Below are 16,625 nucleotides of genomic sequence, written 5' to 3' on the forward strand. Positions count from 1 at the left end.
GTGTTCTCCAACTACCTGATCGGTCTGCGCGAGGGCCTCGAGGCCAGCCTCGTGGTCTGCATCCTCATCGCCTACCTGGTCAAGACGGACCGCCGGGACGCCGTCAAGCCCATCTGGATCGGCATCGGCGTCGCCGTCGCGCTGGCTCTCGGGTTCGGCTGCGCCCTCGAATTCGGCTCCCAGGAGCTGACGTTCAAGGCGCAGGAGGCACTCGGCGGCTCGCTGTCGATCCTCGCGGTGGGCCTGGTGACGTGGATGGTGTTCTGGATGCGGCGCACCGCCCGGCACCTGAAGTCCGAGCTGCACGGCAAGCTGGACGCGGCACTGAGCATGGGCACGGGCGCCCTGGTGGCGACGGCGTTCCTCGCGGTGGGCCGTGAGGGTCTGGAGACGTCCCTGTTCGTGTGGGTGTCGGTGCACGCGGCGAGCGACGGCACCCCGCGCCCGCTGGTCGGCGTCGCCCTGGGCCTGGCCACGGCCGTCCTCCTGGGCTGGCTGTTCTACCGGGGCGCCCTGCGCATCGACCTGGCGAAGTTCTTCACGTGGACCGGCGGCATGCTGGTCGTGATCGCGGCCGGTGTGCTGGCGTACGGCTTCCACGACCTCCAGGAGGCCGACTGGATCCCGGGCCTGACCGACAAGGCCTTCGACATCACCGGCACGATTCCGCCGGACAGTTGGTACGGCACCCTGCTGAAGGGCGTCTTCAACTTCCAGGCGGATCCGACCGTGCTCCAGGTCACGGTGTGGCTGCTGTACCTGATCCCGACGCTCGCGATCTTCCTCGCCCCGGTAGGGTTCGCCTCCGGGAAGGGGAAGGTGAAGTCACCTGATGACCAGGGATCGCAGCCCTCTAAGGCTCCGCAGGCGTAACCGGAACGCACTCATAGCGGTCTCACTGACCGCTTTGTCGCTGACGTCGAGCGGCTGCGTGGTGGTGCACGGGGAGCGCGAGGTAATCCCGGCCACCACGCGGGCCGAGGCCGCCAAGGCACTGAAGCAGTTCACGAACGCGTACAACGCGGCCGACAAGGCCTACGACAGTTCCCTGGACGCCGACTACACCACCGGGGCGCTCGGGGACATCGACGGGGCCCGGCTGAAGGCGGGCAACGCCACCAGCCCGAACGGCAACGCGGCGCACGCCCCTCTGGTGTTGTCGGACGCGACGTACACGATCCCCAAGAAGGCGGGCTGGCCGCGCTGGTTCGTCGCCGACACCAAGGCCAACAAGGGCGGCAACGCCCGCTGGTTGCTGGTGTTCATGCGCAACGACCTGTCCGAGCCCTGGCAGGTGTCGTACCTGACCCTGGTGGCCCCCGACGCCGTGCCGGAGTTCAAGACGGACGCGGAAGGCTGGGCCGAGGCCGTGCCGGCGGACTCCACACAACTCGCCGTCGCCCCGAAGAACCTGAGCGACGACTACGCGACCTACCTCAAGAACGGCGGAAGCACCTTCGCGAACGGCACGCACACCAGCGCGTGGCGGGCGGAGCGGAGGAAGAACGCCGCCAAGCCCGGCATGGCGACGCAGTACATCGACGAGCCGCTGACGAGCGGCGACTACGCGCCCCTGGCATTGCGCACGAAGGACGGTGGCGCGCTGGTGTTCTTCACCACGCACCACTACGTCAAGCAGACGGCCGCTTCGGGCACGTCGGTCCCCACGCCGAACCAGAACGTGCGGGCGCTGACGAAGGGCGAGATCAAGCAGTCCCTCACGATGGAGTTCATCTCCAACGAGGTGGCCCTGGACCCGGGCAGGGAGTACGACGGCGGCAAGGTGTCGGTGCTGGGCCGCATCGAGGGACTGACGGGCGCACAGGGCGAATAGCAGGGCCCTGAGCGGTTTTCAGTGCCGCAGGGGCCAGCCCGCGCTCACCTGGTCGGACTCCTGACCGGCGTGTCGGGCACCGGCGTCGGTGAGGACTTCGAGCAGGCTCAGCGGGTCAGGCAGCGGGTGTTCGAGCCCGCGCACCCAGTGCACGCTCGCCCCGTCGTCACCGGGCAACCGCGCCGGTGGTACGAGTACGTAGGAGCCCCGGCAGTGCCAGCGCAGCCCGGGATGCTCGTCCATCGTCTCGGGGTGGCAGTCCAACTCACACGGCCACCACTCGTCCTCGTCCTCGGGCGTACCACGGGTCAAGGTGAAGAACAGCATCCGGCCGTCGTCGCTCTCGGCGACCGGCCCGACCTCTACCCCCGCCCCGAGCAGCCGCTCCAGCGCCTCCCGCCCCGCTTCCAGGGGCACGTCGAGCACGTCGTGCACCATGCCGGTGGCGGTGATGAAGTTGGCCTGGGGCTGGTGACGAGCCCAACGCTCGATCTGGGCACGGTCGGTGGTGGACTGCGTCTGCCAGGCGAACGACACCGGGTGCCGTGCGGGGGTGGGACAGCCGACGCGGTCACACGAACACCGATACCCGGGCGCCGGATACGCGGCGGGCGCGAGCGGAAGCCCCGCCTCGGCGGCGGCGACCAGCAGGGCCTCACGACCACCGTCGCCGGTGACCTCCTTGGGGCGGCGTCCCCGCAGCCACTGGGAGAGTTTGCCCTGTCGGCCGGTTCGGCCGCCGAACTCCGCGCTCATCTATCCCCTCGCCTCGCTGTGGTCGCCTCGCTGTGGTGCGGACAGCATGCTCCATGGTCCCACCATCCTGCGCTCCTGGGGGCCGGAGCCGACATCCGGGGTGAGTGAGACAAGACATACCGGGGACTCACATCGGCCGTTTTGCCGTGATGTGGCGGCCGGTCAGCGCGGGGCGAGCGGCCGGTCAGCGCGGGGCGAGACCGTGCAGCGCGTAGTCGACGAGGGTGTCGGTGTACTCGTACGAGATCGGACCCGTGTACTGGAGCCAGCGCTGAGCCAGCGGGGAGATGAAGAACTCGAGGGCGATGCGCGGGTCGATGTCGGGGCGGACCTGGCCGGCTTCCTGGGCGGAGCGCAGGCGGTCGACGTAGAGCTGGAGGGACGGTTCCATGAGTTTGGCCGTGAACTCGCGGCCGACCTGTTCGTTGACCACGCCCTCGGCGGCCAGGGCCCGGGAGGGCGCCTCGAACCGGGGATCCGTCAACTGGTCGACGGTGGCCCGCAACACGGCCTTGATGTCGGCGGCGAGATCGCCGGTGTCCGGGATGACGTACGGCTCCTGCTCCGACGCCCCCGCGTCCCGCGCCGCCTGTTCACTGAGGTCCAGGAACGCCTCCAGCAGGACGTCGGCCTTCGACCCCCACCAGCGGTAGATCGTCTGCTTGCCTACGCCGGCGCGGGCGGCGATTCCCTCGATCGTGGTCTTCGGATAGCCGACCTCCACGACGAGTTCGAGCGCGGCGTCATAGATGGCGCGGCGGGACCTCTCGCTGCGGCGGGCGGTGTCGGGAGCGGACTTCTGAGCGGCCATGGTGCGAACCTATCAGGTTGACAAGACGGAACGTCTCGCCGGATAGTGATGACGGAGCAAGACGAGACGATACGTCTCGTCATCTGTCTCGGTGAAGGGAGACCGTGATGACGCGAGGCGGAAACGGAAACATGCTGGGTGTCGGCGGCACTCGGAAGAACCTCGGCCGCAAGGCGCTCAGGGGCGGCGGCAGGAACGGCCGCACAGGCGGCGCCACCGACCCCCAGGCCCAGAAACGGGAACTGCTGCGCAAACTCCGGGAAGGACGCGAGAACCAGCAGTGAACGCCGGAGTCAACGCCCGGCCGGCGGCCAGGGATCGCCCCAGTCGGCGTCCCTGGCCGCCTTGTAAAGATCACCGTGGCGCTTGGTGACGGTCGCCCTCGTCAACTGCTCATCAAGCTCGCACAGGTCAAGAAGAACCTGCCCCTTACGAATCTGCGGCCGCCGGACCACGCGGGCGGTGGCCGGAGTCACGGGCACCCGGCTGGCGGCAACGTAACTGAACTTCTCGTCCTCGTAGGCGAGGGAACCACCCTTGACCTGCCGATGCAGCGAGGAACGGCTGACCCGGGCAGAGAAGTGACACCAGTCGGCGCCGGGCACGATGGGACAGGCGGCACTGTGCGGGCAGGGCGCTGCGACGCGGAAGCCGGCGCCGATCAGCCGGTCCCGCGCCTCGATCACCCGGGCGTAGCCGTCAGGAGTGCCGGCCTCGACGATCACAACGGTCTGTCCGGCACCTGCGACAGCATCGACGAGGGCGCCCCGGTCGGCCTCGGTGAGCTCATTGAGAACGTACGAAACGGTGACGAGGTCGGCACTGTCGAGGCTGAGCCCCGACCCGATACGGGCACGCTGCCACCGCACATCACTCAGCGCCGGATGGGCGCCGGCGATCTCCCGCCCGAGGGCGAGCGCGGGCTCGGCCCAGTCGAGCACGGTCACGGGCCGCTCCCCGCCCCAGACGGCGCTGACCGCCCAGGTCGCGGCCCCCGTCCCACCCCCGACGTCCACATGGCTGCCCGGCACCCACCCGGGCACGGCCTCCGCGAACGCCTCCAGCGCGGCCCGCACCGCCTCGAAGGTGGCCGGCATCCGATAGGCGGCGTAGGCGGCCACATCGGCCCGGTCCCGCAGAATCGGCGCGTCGGTGGGCGTGGCACCGCGATAGTGGGCGATGAGCCGCTCCACGGCCCCGGCGGCCTGCCTGGGCGGAACCCCGTCAAGCAGCCCGGCAAGGGCCCCACGCAGACTCTCGGCAGCAGACACGGAAACGTTCACCCCCCGATTCTCGCAGCCCCGCAGACCTGCGGGTGCGCATCCGCCGGGGCGGCGCCCACCCACGCGAGCCGACTCAAGCCCCCCGGACCGCCCGCCCCACCCGGGTCCCCGCCGCCGCCCTGGGCCCGCTGTCCGGCACCCCCCGGTGCGGATGAACCCTGTTGGTCAGCAGCACCAGGAACGTGTCCGTCGCCGGGTCCAGAACCAGGGACGTCCCCGTGAACCCCGTATGCCCGGCGGCCCCCCGCCCCGCCAGCTCACCCATGAACCACGGTTGGTCGATGGCGAAGCCGAACCCCGGCGGGGTCAGCATCAGCTCCACGAAGTCGGGGCCGAGGATGCGGGCGGGCCCGTAGGAACCGCCCGCCAGCAACGTACGGCAGAAGACCGCGAGATCACGCCCCGTCGAGAAGAGGCCGGCGTGCCCGGCCACCCCGCCCAGCGCCCAGGCGTTCTCGTCGTGGACGACACCGCGCAGCATCCCCCGGTCCGCCTTGGCCCACGGCCGCCGCTGGTCCTCGGTCGCCGCCGCGCCGGGGCAGGGATCGAACCTCGTCGACGTCATGCCCAGCGGCCGGGTGATCCCGTCGTGCACGAGAACGTCGAGGGTGCGCCCGGTGAGGCGTTCCAGCAGGTGCTGGAGCAGCAGCATGTTCAGGTCGGAGTAGAGGTACGAGGAACCCGGCTCCCGCACCGGCGCCTCCCTCCGCAGCATCTCCAGCCGCGCCGCGTCGTCCGGGCCGTCGTACAGCGGCAGCTCGGGCCGCAGCCCGGAGGTGTGGGTCAGCAGCTGCCGTACGGTGATGCCGTGCTCGACGACCGCGCGGAAGTCGGGCAGATAGGCCCCTACCCGCGCGTCGATCCCCAGCGTGCCGCGCTCGAGTTGCTGCACGGCGGCGACCGACGTGAACAGCTTGGTCAGGGAGGCCAGGTCGAACGGAGTGTCGACGGTCATCGGCACCCAGGCCCGGCGTGGCAGTTCCACTCCCCTGCCCGCCTCCGGGTCGTAGCGCGCGTACCGCACCGCCCAGCCCGCCGCCTCCTCCACCGCGATCACCGGTCCGCGCCCGGCGACCACGACGGCGCCCGGCGCCCAGGGCGGCTCCCCGGCGGTGAGGTCATGGACCTCACGGACCAGCAGCCGCAGCTCCTCCGGGTCGAGCCCGGCCCGCTCCGGTGTGTCGTTGCGCAGTCTCGGTGCGCTCAGCTGCCCACTCCCTCCACGCCCGCGCCGGTCTTCCAGGGACGGCACATTCCCCCGAAGCACCCCAGCGCCACCACCCCTGCCGCCAGTTGGACGACGGCCATCGGGACGGCGGTGTGCTCCCCGGCGACCCCGACGAGCGGGGAGGCGACGGCCCCGATGAGGAAGGAGGACGTACCCAGAAGGGCCGAAGCGGAACCTGCGGAGTGCCGGGTGCGCAGGAGGGCGAGGGTCTGGGCGTTGGGCAGGGTGAGGCCCATCGCGGACATCAGCACGAACAGCGCGGCGGCGACAGGGGCCAGCCCGACTTCTCCGAAGACACCGACGGCCATCAGCAGCAGCGCCGTCGCGGCCAGGATGACGATCCCGAGCCCCACCGCCATCACCTTGTCCAGGCGTACCCGGCCGACCAGCACCTTGCCGTTGAGCTGGCCGACGGCGACCAGTCCGACCGAGTTCAGGCCGAACAGCAGGCTGAAGGTCTGTGGGGAGGCGCCGTAGATCTCCTGGATGACGAACGGGGAGGCCGATATGTAGGCGAAGAGCGCGGCGAAGGCGAAGCCGCCGGCGAGCATGTAGCCGGTGAAGGGCAGGTCGGCGAGGAGCCGTCGCATGGAGCGCAAAGCCTCCCCGACACCGCCGGAGTGCCGCTCCCCCACCGCGAGAGTCTCGGGGAGCCGCGCCCACACCAACCCGGCCAGCAGCCCACCGACGACCGTCAGGACCACGAACACGCCCCGCCAGTCCGTCACGCGCAGGATCTGTCCGCCGATGAGGGGCGCCACGATCGGGGCGACGCCGGAGATCAGCATGAGGTTGGAGAAGAAGCGGGCCATCACCACACCGTCGTACAGGTCGCGTACGACGGCCCGGGCGATGACGATCCCGGCGGCGCCTCCGAGCCCCTGCGCCAGCCGGAAGGCGACCAGGGACTCGACGCTCGGCGCGAGCACGCACAGGACGGTCGCGAGGACGTAGACGGCGAGGCCGGTCAGCAAGGGGCGCCGGCGGCCCCACTTGTCGCTCATCGGCCCGACCACCAGTTGCCCCAGGGCCATGCCGGCCAGGCAGGCGGTGAGCGTGAGCTGGACGGTCGCGGCGGGCGCGTGCAGGGCGCGGGTGACCTCGGGCAGGGCCGGGAGGTACATGTCCATCGCCAGCGGGGGCGTGGCGGTGAGCCCGCCGAGGACGAAGGTGACGAGCAGACCGGTGCCGCGTGCGGCGCGTGCGGACGGCTCGGTCTTCGCGTCGGCCGTCTGCGACGCGCTCGTCGTCGACGCCTCGGCTTCCGGCATGTGGCCCTCCCTCTCCCGGTGATCCGCCCCCTATGCTCTCAGCTCGTACAGAATGCCTGTGGTCACATGAGCGAGGGCGGGAGAGGCCGGGGATGACGGCGGAGAACGTGCGGTGGGGAATCCTGGCGACCGGCGGTATCGCGGCCGCGTTCACGGCGGACCTGGTCGACCTGCCCGACGCGGAGGTCGTGGCGGTGGCCTCCCGGCGTGAGGACACGGCGAAGGCGTTCGCCGACCGGTTCGGCATTCCTCGCGCGTACGGCGACTGGGAGGCGCTCGCGCGGGACGAGGAGGTCGACGTCGTGTACGTCGCCACCCCGCACTCCACGCACCGGGCGGCCGCCGGACTCTGCCTGGCGAACGGGCGGAACGTGCTGTGCGAGAAGCCGTTCACGCTGAACGTGCGCGAGGCCGGGGAACTGGTCGCGCTGTCGCGGGAGCACGGGCGCTTCCTGATGGAGGCCATGTGGATGTACTGCAATCCCCTCATCCGGCGCCTGAAGACGCTGGTCGAGGACGGCGCCGTAGGTGAGGTGCGTACGGTTCAGGCCGACTTCGGCCTCGCCGGCCCCTTCCCGCCCTCGCACCGGCTGCGCGACCCGGCCCAGGGCGGCGGCGCCCTGTTGGACCTGGGCGTCTACCCGGTCTCCTTCGCCCAGCTCCTGCTCGGCGAGCCCGCCGACGTCACCGCGCGGGCGGTCCTCTCCGACGAGGGCGTCGACCTCCAGACGGGCGCCCTGCTCTCCTGGGAGGGCGGCGCGCTCGCCTCGGTGCACTGCTCCATCATCGGCGGCACCTCCAACACGGCGTACGTCACCGGCTCGCAGGGCCGCATCGACATCCCGAACGGCTTCTTCCACCCGGACCGCTTCGTGCTGCACCGCGACGGCAAGGACCCGGAGGAGTTCGTGGCGGACCCGGCCGACGGCCCCCGCAACAGCTTCCGCCACGAGGCCCGCGAGGTGATGCGCGCCCTGCGGGCCGGCGAGACCGAGTCCCCCGTCGTCCCGTTGGACGGCACCCTCGCCGTGATGCGGACGCTCGACGCGATACGCGACCGCATCGGCGTCCGCTACCCCGACGAGGACACCGCGCCGGAGCTCACAACGGCCTGAGTCCGTATGGCGGGTGAGCACGTTCCGCATGGCGGACCGCGGTCCCCTACGCTGCGGCCCCATGAATGCCGACGAAACCGGAACCGTCGAACACTCGAGGAAGATCGCGGTGGTGACCGGCGCGGGCTCAGGCATCGGCCGCGCGGTGGCCGTGGAGCTGCTGCGCGCGGGCTGGTCGGTGGCGCTCGCGGGAAGGCGCCTCGGGACACTGGAGGAGACGGCGGCACTCGCGCCCGAGGCCCCCTCGCTCGCCGTACGCGCCGACGTGTCACAACCGGACGACGTGGCCGCCCTGTTCACCGCCGTGCGCGAGCGCTTCGGGCGGCTGGACCTGCTGTTCAACAACGCGGGCACGTTCGGACCGGGCGGGGTACCGGTCGAGGAGCTGCCCTACGACGCCTGGCGGCACGTGGTGGACACCAACCTCAACGGGGCGTTCCTGTGCGCGCAGGCGGCGTACCGGCAGATGAAGGAGCAGGATCCCCAGGGCGGCCGGATCATCAACAACGGCTCGGTCTCGGCGCACACACCCCGCCCGCACTCGGTCGCCTACACGGCCACCAAGCACGCGCTGACCGGCCTGACCAAGTCACTGTCCCTGGACGGGCGGCCGTACCGGATCGCCGTCGGCCAGATCGACATCGGCAACGCGGCCACCGAGATGACCGCGCGGATGGAGACGGGCGCGTTGCAGGCCAACGGTGAGGTCGCGCCGGAGCCCGTGATGGATGTGACCGACGTGGCGCGCACGGTTCGGCACATGGCGGAGCTGCCGTTGGAGGCGAACGTGCAGTTCGCGACCGTGTTGGCGACGGCGATGCCGTACGTGGGGCGCGGCTGAGTATGGTCCCGTCTTCAACTTACACAAACGGAATCTGAACGTCCGCCCCATTCCGGCCGCTGGCATGCTTATGCTCGACACTCCTCCACCAGAACTTCACACTTGGAGCACGAGGATTCCGCGCAGGGGGGTTCCGCGCACGGGGTCCCACGAACGAAACCGAGGGGGCCGAGGGGGGAGGAGGCAGCCGTTCCACGGCCCGGGTGGGGGTGGATCTCGCGTGGGACCGCGAGGTGCGCACCGGACCGTGGAACGGCTGCGACCCAAGTGGGCGCCAAAGGGTGCTATCGGCCGAGCAGGTGCTCGATTTCGGTCATCTGATCCGCGGTGAGCGGCCCCTTCTCGATCGCCCCCGCGTTCTCCTCCGCCTGCGCGACCGACCGGAAGCCAGGAATCGGAACGGTGCGCGGGCTGCGCGCCCACAGCCAGGCGAGGGCGCCCTGCGCGAGCGTACGAGCGCCGCTGGTGAGGACGTCCCGGAGCGCGTCGACACGGGCGAGCCACTCCGGATCGGCCCCCGACCCGTCACCGAACCCCTGCAACCAGGCCGGCGGCCGACTGCGGATGTCCCCTTCCTGAAGGGCGGCCCGCCCCGCGTGCTCCTTTCCGTGCTGCTGTCCGTGGCCGTGGTGCTTTCCGGTGAGCAGTCCCATGGCCAGCGGACTCCGATTGATGCTGGCCAGCCCCAGCTTCTCGCACAGCGCGACCATGCCGGGCGCGTCCTGGAGCACGTTGAGGGCGTGCTGTACGGCCGCACAGTGCTCCCCCTCCGCGAACACGGCGGCCCGCTCCGGATCGTCGGTGCTCCACGCGTACGCCCGTACGAGCCCTTCCCGCACGAACTCCTCGCAGGCCTCACGGAGTCGGGCCGCCTGCTCGGGGTGGGCGTCGGAGATGTGCAGCTGGTAGAGGTCGACGTAGTCGGTGCCGAGGCGGGCGAGGGACGCGGTGAGGGCGCTGCGCGCGTGCTCGGGGGAGGCGTCCTGGCCGGTGCGGGTGCGGTTGCCCTCGTCGAAGAGGTTGCCCCACTTGGTGGCGACGACGACATCGGCCCGCCGCTTGCCCAGGGCACGGCCGAGCACCCGCTCGCTGTGCCCGGTGCCGTAGACGTCGGCGGTGTCGAAGAAGGTGACACCGAGGTCGAGGGCGCGGTGGATCGCCCGTAGGGACTCGTCGTCGTCGACCTTGCCCCAGCCCAGGGGCTGCCCGTCGAGGTCCTGCCACTCACCGCCGATGGCCCAGCAGCCGAAGCCGAGGGGGCTGACGGGGATGCCGCTGCGTCCGAGTGTCCTGATGGTTTCCGTGGTCTCCGTGGTCTCCGTGGTCTCCGTGGTCTCCGTGGTCTCCGTGGTCTCCGTGGTCTCCATGAGTGGGGACGCTAGGAGTTGAAGCGCACTTCAAGGCAAGGGGCCTGTACGAACCGTCTGGGCTCTTGACTCTTGTTACGCCTGACCGGTCTCGAAGCGGGAGATACGGCCGTCGTCCTCGACGGTGAAGCTCCAGCGGGTGCGCATCTCGCCCCAGGTGTCGTTGCTGTAGCGGGCGAGGAGGGCGCGGCCGCCGTCGGACTCGTTGTCGACGTCGAGGTGACCGTGGGAGGAGAAGATCTCGCGGTCGATCCACTCGGTGAGGTCACGGTCGGAGCCGTCGTCCGACATGGTCGCGTCGGGCGTGAGCAGCTCCAGGAAGGCGTCCCGGTCGTGGGCGTTGACGGCGGCGACGAAGGCACGGACGGCCGGGTCGCTGAGTCGGGCGGTCTGAATCGTCATACCGGCCACGCTCACACCGCTCCCCCGGCTCCGCCACTCGGCTCCGCCACTCGATCGGCGGCTTCGGGCACGGCCGACGGGTGTGGGCGGTGCGACGGTGGAAACGCGGGAGGGGACCTGTTCCTGCCGACACCTCAGGAGTGACCGTGACCGCATACGACCGACGTGATCTGGGCCTGCTGCTGCTCCGACTGGGTACCGGCGGGGTGCTGGCGGCGCACGGCGCGCAGAAGCTGTTCGGCTGGTTCGGCGGCCACGGCATCGAGGGGACGGGCCACTTCATGGAGTCCGTCGGCTACAAACCCGGCAAGGCGAGCGCGACGGCGGCGGGCCTGGCCGAGGCGGGCGGCGGCACGCTCCTGGCGCTGGGCCTGGCCACCCCGGCGGCGGGCGCGGCGGCGGCCGGCGCGATGACGGGCGCGGCGACCGTCCACGTACCGAACGGCTTCTTCGCCCAGGAGGGCGGCTACGAGTACGCCGCGTCCCTCGCCCTCGCCGCGACCGGCCTCGCCGTCACCGGCTCCGGCCGCCTCTCCCTCGACCACGCGTTCCGGCACGTCTTCGACCGGGGCTGGATGGTCCCGACGGCACTCGGCGTGACGGCGGCGGCGACGGCGCTGGTGGTGGGGATGCGGACGAAGAGGGTGCGGGAGGCGGAACAGGAGAAGGAGGGGCAGCAGGAGGCGTTGTTCGAGGAGTAGCGCGCGGAGGACATGGCAAGCTGCGTCCATGACTGCTGAGGACACCCCCACGGACGCGGACCTCTGGACCGCCATCGACGGCCAGTGGAGCTGGCTGGAGTCGAACCAGCCACTGGGCGGCCGCGAGGGCCTGCTCCTGCGCCTGCTGAAACTGTCGGAGGAGGTCGGCGAGGTCGCCCAGGCCGTGATCGGCGCGACGGGCCAGAACCCCCGCAAGGGCGTCTCCCACACCTGGGAGGACGTCCAGTCCGAACTGTGCGACGTCGCGATCACGGCACTGGTCGCCCTCCGCACGCTGACGCCGGAGGCGAGGGAGGTGTTCCTCGGCCACCTGGCCGGCGTCTCACGCCGCTCCTCGGATCCTCACATCCACTGGAAGTACCGGTCGGCCCACACCAGCGGCTCGTCGTCCTCGTCGTCGCCCTCGCTGTCGCCCAGGACCGAGGCCAACAGCGCGTCCGCCTCTCCCAGCGGAGAGGGCCCGTCGTAGAACTCCAGGAACAGTTCGAGCGGCACGAAGGTGCACCCGGCCGCCGTACAGACACCATCGAGCCACGCGAGGAACTCCTCGGTCAGCCCCTCCGTGGGCCTGGGCGCGCCCCAGTCGGAGCCCGTCCCCGCGGTGACGAAGCCCCCGAAGTTGCTCAGCTCGACCCACAGATCGCGCCCCAGACGGGCCGTCTCCGCGGGGACAGAGATCAGGCCGTAGGCACTGGAGTCTTGATGCAGCCCACTCCGGCAGCCCGACGCCCCGAAGCGCTCCTCGAGCGCGCCGACGAGCCGGGCGAAGCGCCGCGCCGAGCCCTCCAGATCGAAGTCCGGGGGACGCTCCAGATGCTGAGGGTCGTCACACTCCCTCAGCAGCGCCCGTAAGCGGTCGTCGGAAAGCACAGGCCTGCCTTCAGTCCTGCTTGGGCCCGGGCCCAGCCTGCTGTACGACCTCGAAGGACCACAGCGTGGCGTCCGTCGCGGCAGGCTTCGGCCGCTCACCACCCTCGGCGGACCCACCCCCGTGCGCAGCCTGAGCCCGCCCGGACATCCACTTCTCGAAGTCCGCCTCGCTCCGCCAGCGCGTGTACACAAGGTAGGTGTCGGTCCCCTCCACCGGCCGCAACAACTCAAACCACTCGAACCCGTCGGAGCCCTCCACGGCACCGGCTCGCGCGGCGAAGCGCTTCTCCAGGGTCTCGCGCTGCTCTTCGGGAACGGTGAGGACGTTGATCTTTACGATGCTCATGAGTCCATTGTTCCGCCCTTGAGCGCGGAAACGAAGGCGGCCCAGCGGCCCGCCGGGAACACGAGGACGGGACTGTCCATGACCTTGCTGTCCCGGACCGGGACGACAGCGGCGAAGTCGTCGGAGACCTCGAGGCAGGCGCCGCCGTCCTGGTTGCTGTAGCTGCTCTTCCTCCAAGAGGCGGCGCTCAGGTCGATGGATCGCACGTTGCTTCCTCCAACATCCGCAGGATGAACTTGCGCGACTCCGCCGGGGTGAGCGCCAGGTCGCGCACCGCATCGTACGTCTTCTGCAAACGCACAACGGGGCCGGATTCCTCGATGAGTTCGCCCCGATATCCATTCTCGGTACACGCGACTGCCCTGCCCGAGGGAAGGAGCAGGTACCACATGTCGGCGCCCATGAGGCCGTGCAGTCCCGCGCTCTGGAGAAGCACATGAACCGTCACGTTGGGACGCTCTGCAGCTTCCCCCAGGTACTCGAGCTGCCGCCGCCACTCCTCCGCATCCCGCGACGGCGTTCGCAGCACCGCCTCCGACAGGATCGTCCGAAAGGTCGGCGCATCCTCGCCCTCCAACAACTCCCGCCGCCCCATTCGAGCCTCGACCTGCTGCTCAAGCTCCTTACCCTTGAGCCCACCCGCCGCCAGCACCTCCCTCGCATAGTCCGGCGTTTGCAACAAGCCGGGCAACACACTCACCGCGAAGTGCCACAGACTCACCGCCTCCGACTCCAGTGCCATGTACCGGCGATACCGCTCACGGAACTGCGTATGGTCGCCCGCGGCCAACTCCCACAGGGCGAGCAGCAGTCCGGGAGTCCCGTAATGCTGATCCAGGGCTTGCACGACCTCGGGACTGCCGAGGGTCTCCCCCTTCTCCATCTTGCCGAAGAGGGACCAGTCCCAGCCGAGCCGTTCGCCGAGTTGCCGCAGGCTGGTCCCGCTCCCGGCACGGAGGGTCCGCAGCTCTTCGGCGAACCGCTGACGAGGTTCCTGACTGCGGCCGGTGACGACGCGTCGTTGCGGCATACGGCGGGCTCCCCTCCGAGACGTTCATGTGCTGGGCGTGGAACGTGTGGAACCAGTTCCGTAGGCCGGGGAAGCACAAGCCGGTCCACGGGATGGTCGACCACGTCCGGGCGCATGATGCGTAACACCCGGACTACGCAGAGTAATTCAGCAAGCGCAGCCGGGTGGACGGATTCGGCAGGACGACACCGACAGGACGGACGTGCAACGTGCCCCCCACCCCACCCCGAAACCACAAGATCGACGAAGCCCTGGCCGCCCGCGACGCCCTGGCGTCCGCGCTGAGCAGGGCCGGCATCCAGCTCCCCGCGATGGACATCCGCACCCCGTGGACGGACGAAAGGGAGACCGAACCGATGTACGCGCTCATCCACCTCGGGGTGTGCGCGGCCCCGGTGGCACTTGAGCTCGCCGAGGCGATCGCGAGGGGCGCCCGCCCGAACCAGGCACCGACCATGGGCCGCTCGGAACTACTGAGTTCCCTGGTCGCCGAGGCGAACGCATGGAGCAGAAAACGCATCTGACGTCGACACCTGACGGTGACCTAAACTGGCGCCGAACCATCTCAGCGGCCCGACGGGCTTCCTGATCCGCCTCGCCGGAGCGCGCGGCGGACATCGGAGGACATGCCCCCACCCGCACGAGTCTTCTTCGTGCTGCCTGGGGGCATTTTCTTGCTGTTCCGTGAGTCCGCGGCGTCCGTGGCCGCCCGCATCCTCGAAGGGTCGCTGGCGCTGCATCTGACCGAGAACTTCCGTCACCGGCACGGCAGGAGGCCCGCCGCGGCAGAGATACGGTCCTGGGAACGCAGCCTCCCAGCACTCGTGAACGCGCTGATGGAGGCCGGGCTCGACGACGTCGAGGTCCTGGTCGAGTACAGCCTGCCGCTCACCAGCAAGCGCGCGGACGCCGTACTCGCCGGCGTGCACCCGACCACCGGCGAACCGTCGTACGTCGTCGTGGAGCTGAAGCAGTGGAGCGCGGCCTATCCGGAGGAGGACGAGCCACTGCTGTGCCGGATCGACGCGTACACGCAGCCCGTACTGAACCCGATCGAGCAGGTCCGCGGCTACTGCGAGTACCTCCTTTCGTTCAACGGGGCGCTGGAGCGGCTGCCCAGGTCGCTGGCCGGGGTGGCGTTCCTGCACAACGCGACGGAGTTCGGCGTAGCGGGGCTGCGGGAGGTCACCGAGGACCAGCACGGCCGCTTGTACACGGGTGAACAGCGCGGCGCGTTCGTGAACTTCCTGCGCTCCCGGCTGGCCGCGAAGCCCGGCGCGGAGGCGGCCGACGTACTGCTCGACGGCAAGATCCGGCCGTCGAAGCAGCTGATGGCGGTGGCGGCGGCCGAGATCCGCGACCGCGAGCAGTTCGTGCTCATCGCCGAGCAGCGGGTGGCCTACGAAAAGGTCATGTCCGCGGTCCGCAAGGCAAGGCGGTCCAACCACAAGCAGGTCGTCGTGGTGACGGGTGGCCCCGGCTCCGGCAAGAGCGTCGTGGCGATGTCGCTACTGGGCGAGTTGTACCGGCGCGGGGTGCCCACGCTGCACGCGACCGGGTCGGCGTCGTTCACCAAGACGATGCGGAAGGTCGCCGGGGCACGAAAGCCCGCCGTACAGCAGCTGTTCAAGTACTTCAACAGCTTCATGGAGGCGGAGCCGAATGACCTCGACGTACTGATCTGCGACGAGGCCCACCGCCTGCGCAAGACCTCCGCCAACCGCTACACCAAGGCGTCGCTGCGCACTGGCCGTCCCCAGGTGGCGGAGCTGATCGACGCGGCGCGGGTTCCGGTGTTCCTGCTCGACCAGCACCAGGTAGTGCGGCCCGGCGAGATGGGCACCAAGGAGGAGATCCAGCGGGCCGCCGCCGCCGAGGGCCTGGACTGCACGGTGGTGGAACTGGACGGCCAGTTCCGGTGCGGCGGCAGTGAGGCGTACGAGAAGTGGGTCGTGGACCTGCTGGGCCTGGACGGCGGCACACCCCACCAGTGGGAGCCGGACGGCAGGTTCGAACTCCTCACCGCCGAAAGCCCCCAGGAACTGGAGGACTTCCTGCTCGCCCGCCGCTCGGAGGACTACGACGCCCGGATGTCGGCCGGCTACTGCTGGAAGTGGACCACGAAGATCACCCCGGACATGACGACACTCCCCACCGACGTGGTCATCGGCCAGTGGGCACGCCCCTGGAACGTCTACGGCGACCGCTCCGTCCTCGGCGCGCCCCCCGCCCCCCTCTGGGCCACCGACCCGGCCGGCTTCGGCCAGATCGGCTGCGTCTACACCGCCCAGGGCTTCGAGTACGACTGGTCCGGCGTCATCATCGGCCCCGACCTCGTCTGGCGCACCGACCGCTGGATCGTCGACCGCTCGGCCTCCAAGGACCCGATCTTCACGAAGGCGACCCCGGACGCAGACGTGAACCGCCTGATCCGCAACACCTACAAGGTCCTGCTGACTCGCGGCATGGTCGGCACGATCATCTACTCCACGGACCCGGAGACCCGCGAGAAGCTGCGCTCACTGATCCAGCCGACGGCGGGGGTAGAGGCACCCGCGTTGGTGTAGGAGCAGAGGTGGCGGCATGCCTGCGCCCGGACCATCACCGATGGCGTACGTTCAGTCCGCCTCACCGGTGGCTCGACGACGCGGCTGCGGCCTGCAATTCACCATAGATACTGGTCAGTGACGTCGCGAGCGTCTGGAGGCCGAACTTTTCGGACGCCTTGACGGAACCGCGGGCCAGTGAC

The 16,625-nt window shown here is 70.2% G+C and carries 19 protein-coding genes and 1 pseudogene; 9 read left to right on the top strand and 11 right to left on the bottom strand.

Annotated features, from left to right (window positions below; all coding sequences use genetic code 11):
* A complete protein-coding gene (gene efeU / locus AC067M_RS02015; RefSeq protein WP_478695016.1) occupies positions 1-873 on the top strand; it encodes an iron uptake transporter permease EfeU in 873 nt (290 codons plus the stop codon).
* Entirely contained in the window at positions 833-1,834 is a 1,002-nt protein-coding gene (locus AC067M_RS02020) for an SCO2278 family lipoprotein (RefSeq protein WP_478695017.1), read from the top strand. Before efeU ends, AC067M_RS02020 begins: the two co-directional genes overlap by 41 nt.
* An 18-nt stretch (positions 1,835-1,852) precedes the next feature.
* Here AC067M_RS02020 and AC067M_RS02025 read toward each other — a convergent pair whose 3' ends face one another.
* On the bottom strand, positions 1,853-2,590 hold the full coding sequence (locus AC067M_RS02025; RefSeq protein ID WP_478695018.1) for a bifunctional DNA primase/polymerase: 738 nt from the start codon (positions 2,588-2,590) through the stop codon (positions 1,853-1,855).
* Positions 2,591-2,774: 184 nt separating this feature from the next.
* Positions 2,775-3,401 carry a TetR/AcrR family transcriptional regulator gene (locus tag AC067M_RS02030; protein ID WP_478695019.1) on the bottom strand — a complete coding sequence of 209 codons (627 nt, stop codon included), beginning with the start codon at positions 3,399-3,401 and terminating at the stop codon, positions 2,775-2,777.
* A gap of 131 nt (positions 3,402-3,532) precedes the next feature.
* Between AC067M_RS02030 and AC067M_RS02035 the strand changes: the two genes are divergently transcribed.
* Positions 3,533-3,685 carry a DUF6243 family protein gene (locus AC067M_RS02035; RefSeq protein ID WP_478695347.1) on the top strand — a complete coding sequence of 51 codons (153 nt, stop codon included), beginning with the start codon at positions 3,533-3,535 and terminating at the stop codon, positions 3,683-3,685.
* 9 nt (positions 3,686-3,694) lie between these two features.
* On the opposite strand, the gene AC067M_RS02040 is transcribed toward AC067M_RS02035, so the two are convergent.
* The 3 genes from AC067M_RS02040 to AC067M_RS02050 form a co-directional block, all read right to left on the bottom strand.
* The gene (locus AC067M_RS02040; RefSeq protein WP_478695020.1) at positions 3,695-4,672 is read right to left on the bottom strand and encodes a small ribosomal subunit Rsm22 family protein; all 978 of its coding nucleotides are present in this window, start codon (positions 4,670-4,672) and stop codon (positions 3,695-3,697) included.
* An 85-nt stretch (positions 4,673-4,757) separates the two neighbouring features.
* Positions 4,758-5,936 carry a serine hydrolase domain-containing protein gene (locus AC067M_RS02045; protein ID WP_478695021.1) on the bottom strand — a complete coding sequence of 393 codons (1,179 nt, stop codon included), beginning with the start codon at positions 5,934-5,936 and terminating at the stop codon, positions 4,758-4,760.
* The gene (locus tag AC067M_RS02050; RefSeq protein ID WP_478695022.1) at positions 5,888-7,183 is read right to left on the bottom strand and encodes a multidrug effflux MFS transporter; all 1,296 of its coding nucleotides are present in this window, start codon (positions 7,181-7,183) and stop codon (positions 5,888-5,890) included. Before AC067M_RS02050 ends, AC067M_RS02045 begins: the two co-directional genes overlap by 49 nt.
* Before the next feature lie 92 nt (positions 7,184-7,275).
* Here AC067M_RS02050 and AC067M_RS02055 point away from each other — a divergent pair, with 92 nt between their 5' ends.
* Positions 7,276-8,298 carry a Gfo/Idh/MocA family protein gene (locus tag AC067M_RS02055; RefSeq protein WP_478695023.1) on the top strand — a complete coding sequence of 341 codons (1,023 nt, stop codon included), beginning with the start codon at positions 7,276-7,278 and terminating at the stop codon, positions 8,296-8,298.
* Between the two features lie 61 nt (positions 8,299-8,359).
* Positions 8,360-9,139 carry an SDR family oxidoreductase gene (locus tag AC067M_RS02060; RefSeq protein WP_478695024.1) on the top strand — a complete coding sequence of 260 codons (780 nt, stop codon included), beginning with the start codon at positions 8,360-8,362 and terminating at the stop codon, positions 9,137-9,139.
* A gap of 284 nt (positions 9,140-9,423) precedes the next feature.
* Here the strand turns inward: AC067M_RS02060 and AC067M_RS02065 are convergent, their stop codons facing one another.
* Positions 9,424-10,506, bottom strand: coding sequence for an aldo/keto reductase (locus AC067M_RS02065; protein ID WP_478695025.1), 1,083 nt, complete (start codon positions 10,504-10,506; stop codon positions 9,424-9,426).
* Between the two features lie 75 nt (positions 10,507-10,581).
* Positions 10,582-10,908, bottom strand: a complete 327-nt coding sequence (locus AC067M_RS02070; protein WP_478695026.1) for a nuclear transport factor 2-like protein — start codon at positions 10,906-10,908, stop codon at positions 10,582-10,584.
* A gap of 146 nt (positions 10,909-11,054) precedes the next feature.
* Between AC067M_RS02070 and AC067M_RS02075 the strand changes: the two genes are divergently transcribed.
* Positions 11,055-11,609 carry a DoxX family protein gene (locus tag AC067M_RS02075; RefSeq protein ID WP_478695027.1) on the top strand — a complete coding sequence of 185 codons (555 nt, stop codon included), beginning with the start codon at positions 11,055-11,057 and terminating at the stop codon, positions 11,607-11,609.
* A 28-nt stretch (positions 11,610-11,637) separates the two neighbouring features.
* Positions 11,638-11,964: pseudogene (locus tag AC067M_RS02080) on the top strand (MazG-like family protein); the annotation flags it as partial.
* An 8-nt stretch (positions 11,965-11,972) separates the two neighbouring features.
* On the opposite strand, the gene AC067M_RS02085 reads toward AC067M_RS02080, so the two are convergent.
* Genes AC067M_RS02085 through AC067M_RS02100 form a run of 4 tightly spaced genes read right to left on the bottom strand, consistent with a single transcriptional unit; the run spans position 11,973 to position 13,876 of the window.
* Positions 11,973-12,500 carry a hypothetical protein gene (locus tag AC067M_RS02085; RefSeq protein WP_478695028.1) on the bottom strand — a complete coding sequence of 176 codons (528 nt, stop codon included), beginning with the start codon at positions 12,498-12,500 and terminating at the stop codon, positions 11,973-11,975.
* A 10-nt stretch (positions 12,501-12,510) separates the two neighbouring features.
* Entirely contained in the window at positions 12,511-12,846 is a 336-nt protein-coding gene (locus tag AC067M_RS02090) for an antibiotic biosynthesis monooxygenase family protein (protein ID WP_478695029.1), read from the bottom strand.
* Complete coding sequence (locus AC067M_RS02095; protein WP_478695030.1) at positions 12,843-13,052, bottom strand: DUF397 domain-containing protein; 210 nt, start codon at positions 13,050-13,052, stop codon at positions 12,843-12,845. Before AC067M_RS02095 ends, AC067M_RS02090 begins: the two co-directional genes overlap by 4 nt.
* Positions 13,034-13,876, bottom strand: coding sequence for a helix-turn-helix domain-containing protein (locus tag AC067M_RS02100; RefSeq protein ID WP_478695031.1), 843 nt, complete (start codon positions 13,874-13,876; stop codon positions 13,034-13,036). Before AC067M_RS02100 ends, AC067M_RS02095 begins: the two co-directional genes overlap by 19 nt.
* A gap of 209 nt (positions 13,877-14,085) precedes the next feature.
* Between AC067M_RS02100 and AC067M_RS02105 the strand changes: the two genes are divergently transcribed.
* Positions 14,086-14,400 carry a hypothetical protein gene (locus AC067M_RS02105; RefSeq protein ID WP_478695032.1) on the top strand — a complete coding sequence of 105 codons (315 nt, stop codon included), beginning with the start codon at positions 14,086-14,088 and terminating at the stop codon, positions 14,398-14,400.
* Between the two features lie 150 nt (positions 14,401-14,550).
* Positions 14,551-16,443 carry a DNA/RNA helicase domain-containing protein gene (locus tag AC067M_RS02110; protein ID WP_478695033.1) on the top strand — a complete coding sequence of 631 codons (1,893 nt, stop codon included), beginning with the start codon at positions 14,551-14,553 and terminating at the stop codon, positions 16,441-16,443.
* The last annotated feature ends 182 nt before the right edge of the window (positions 16,444-16,625 follow it).

It is taken from the genome of Streptomyces sp. NPDC043427, assembly GCF_056436655.1.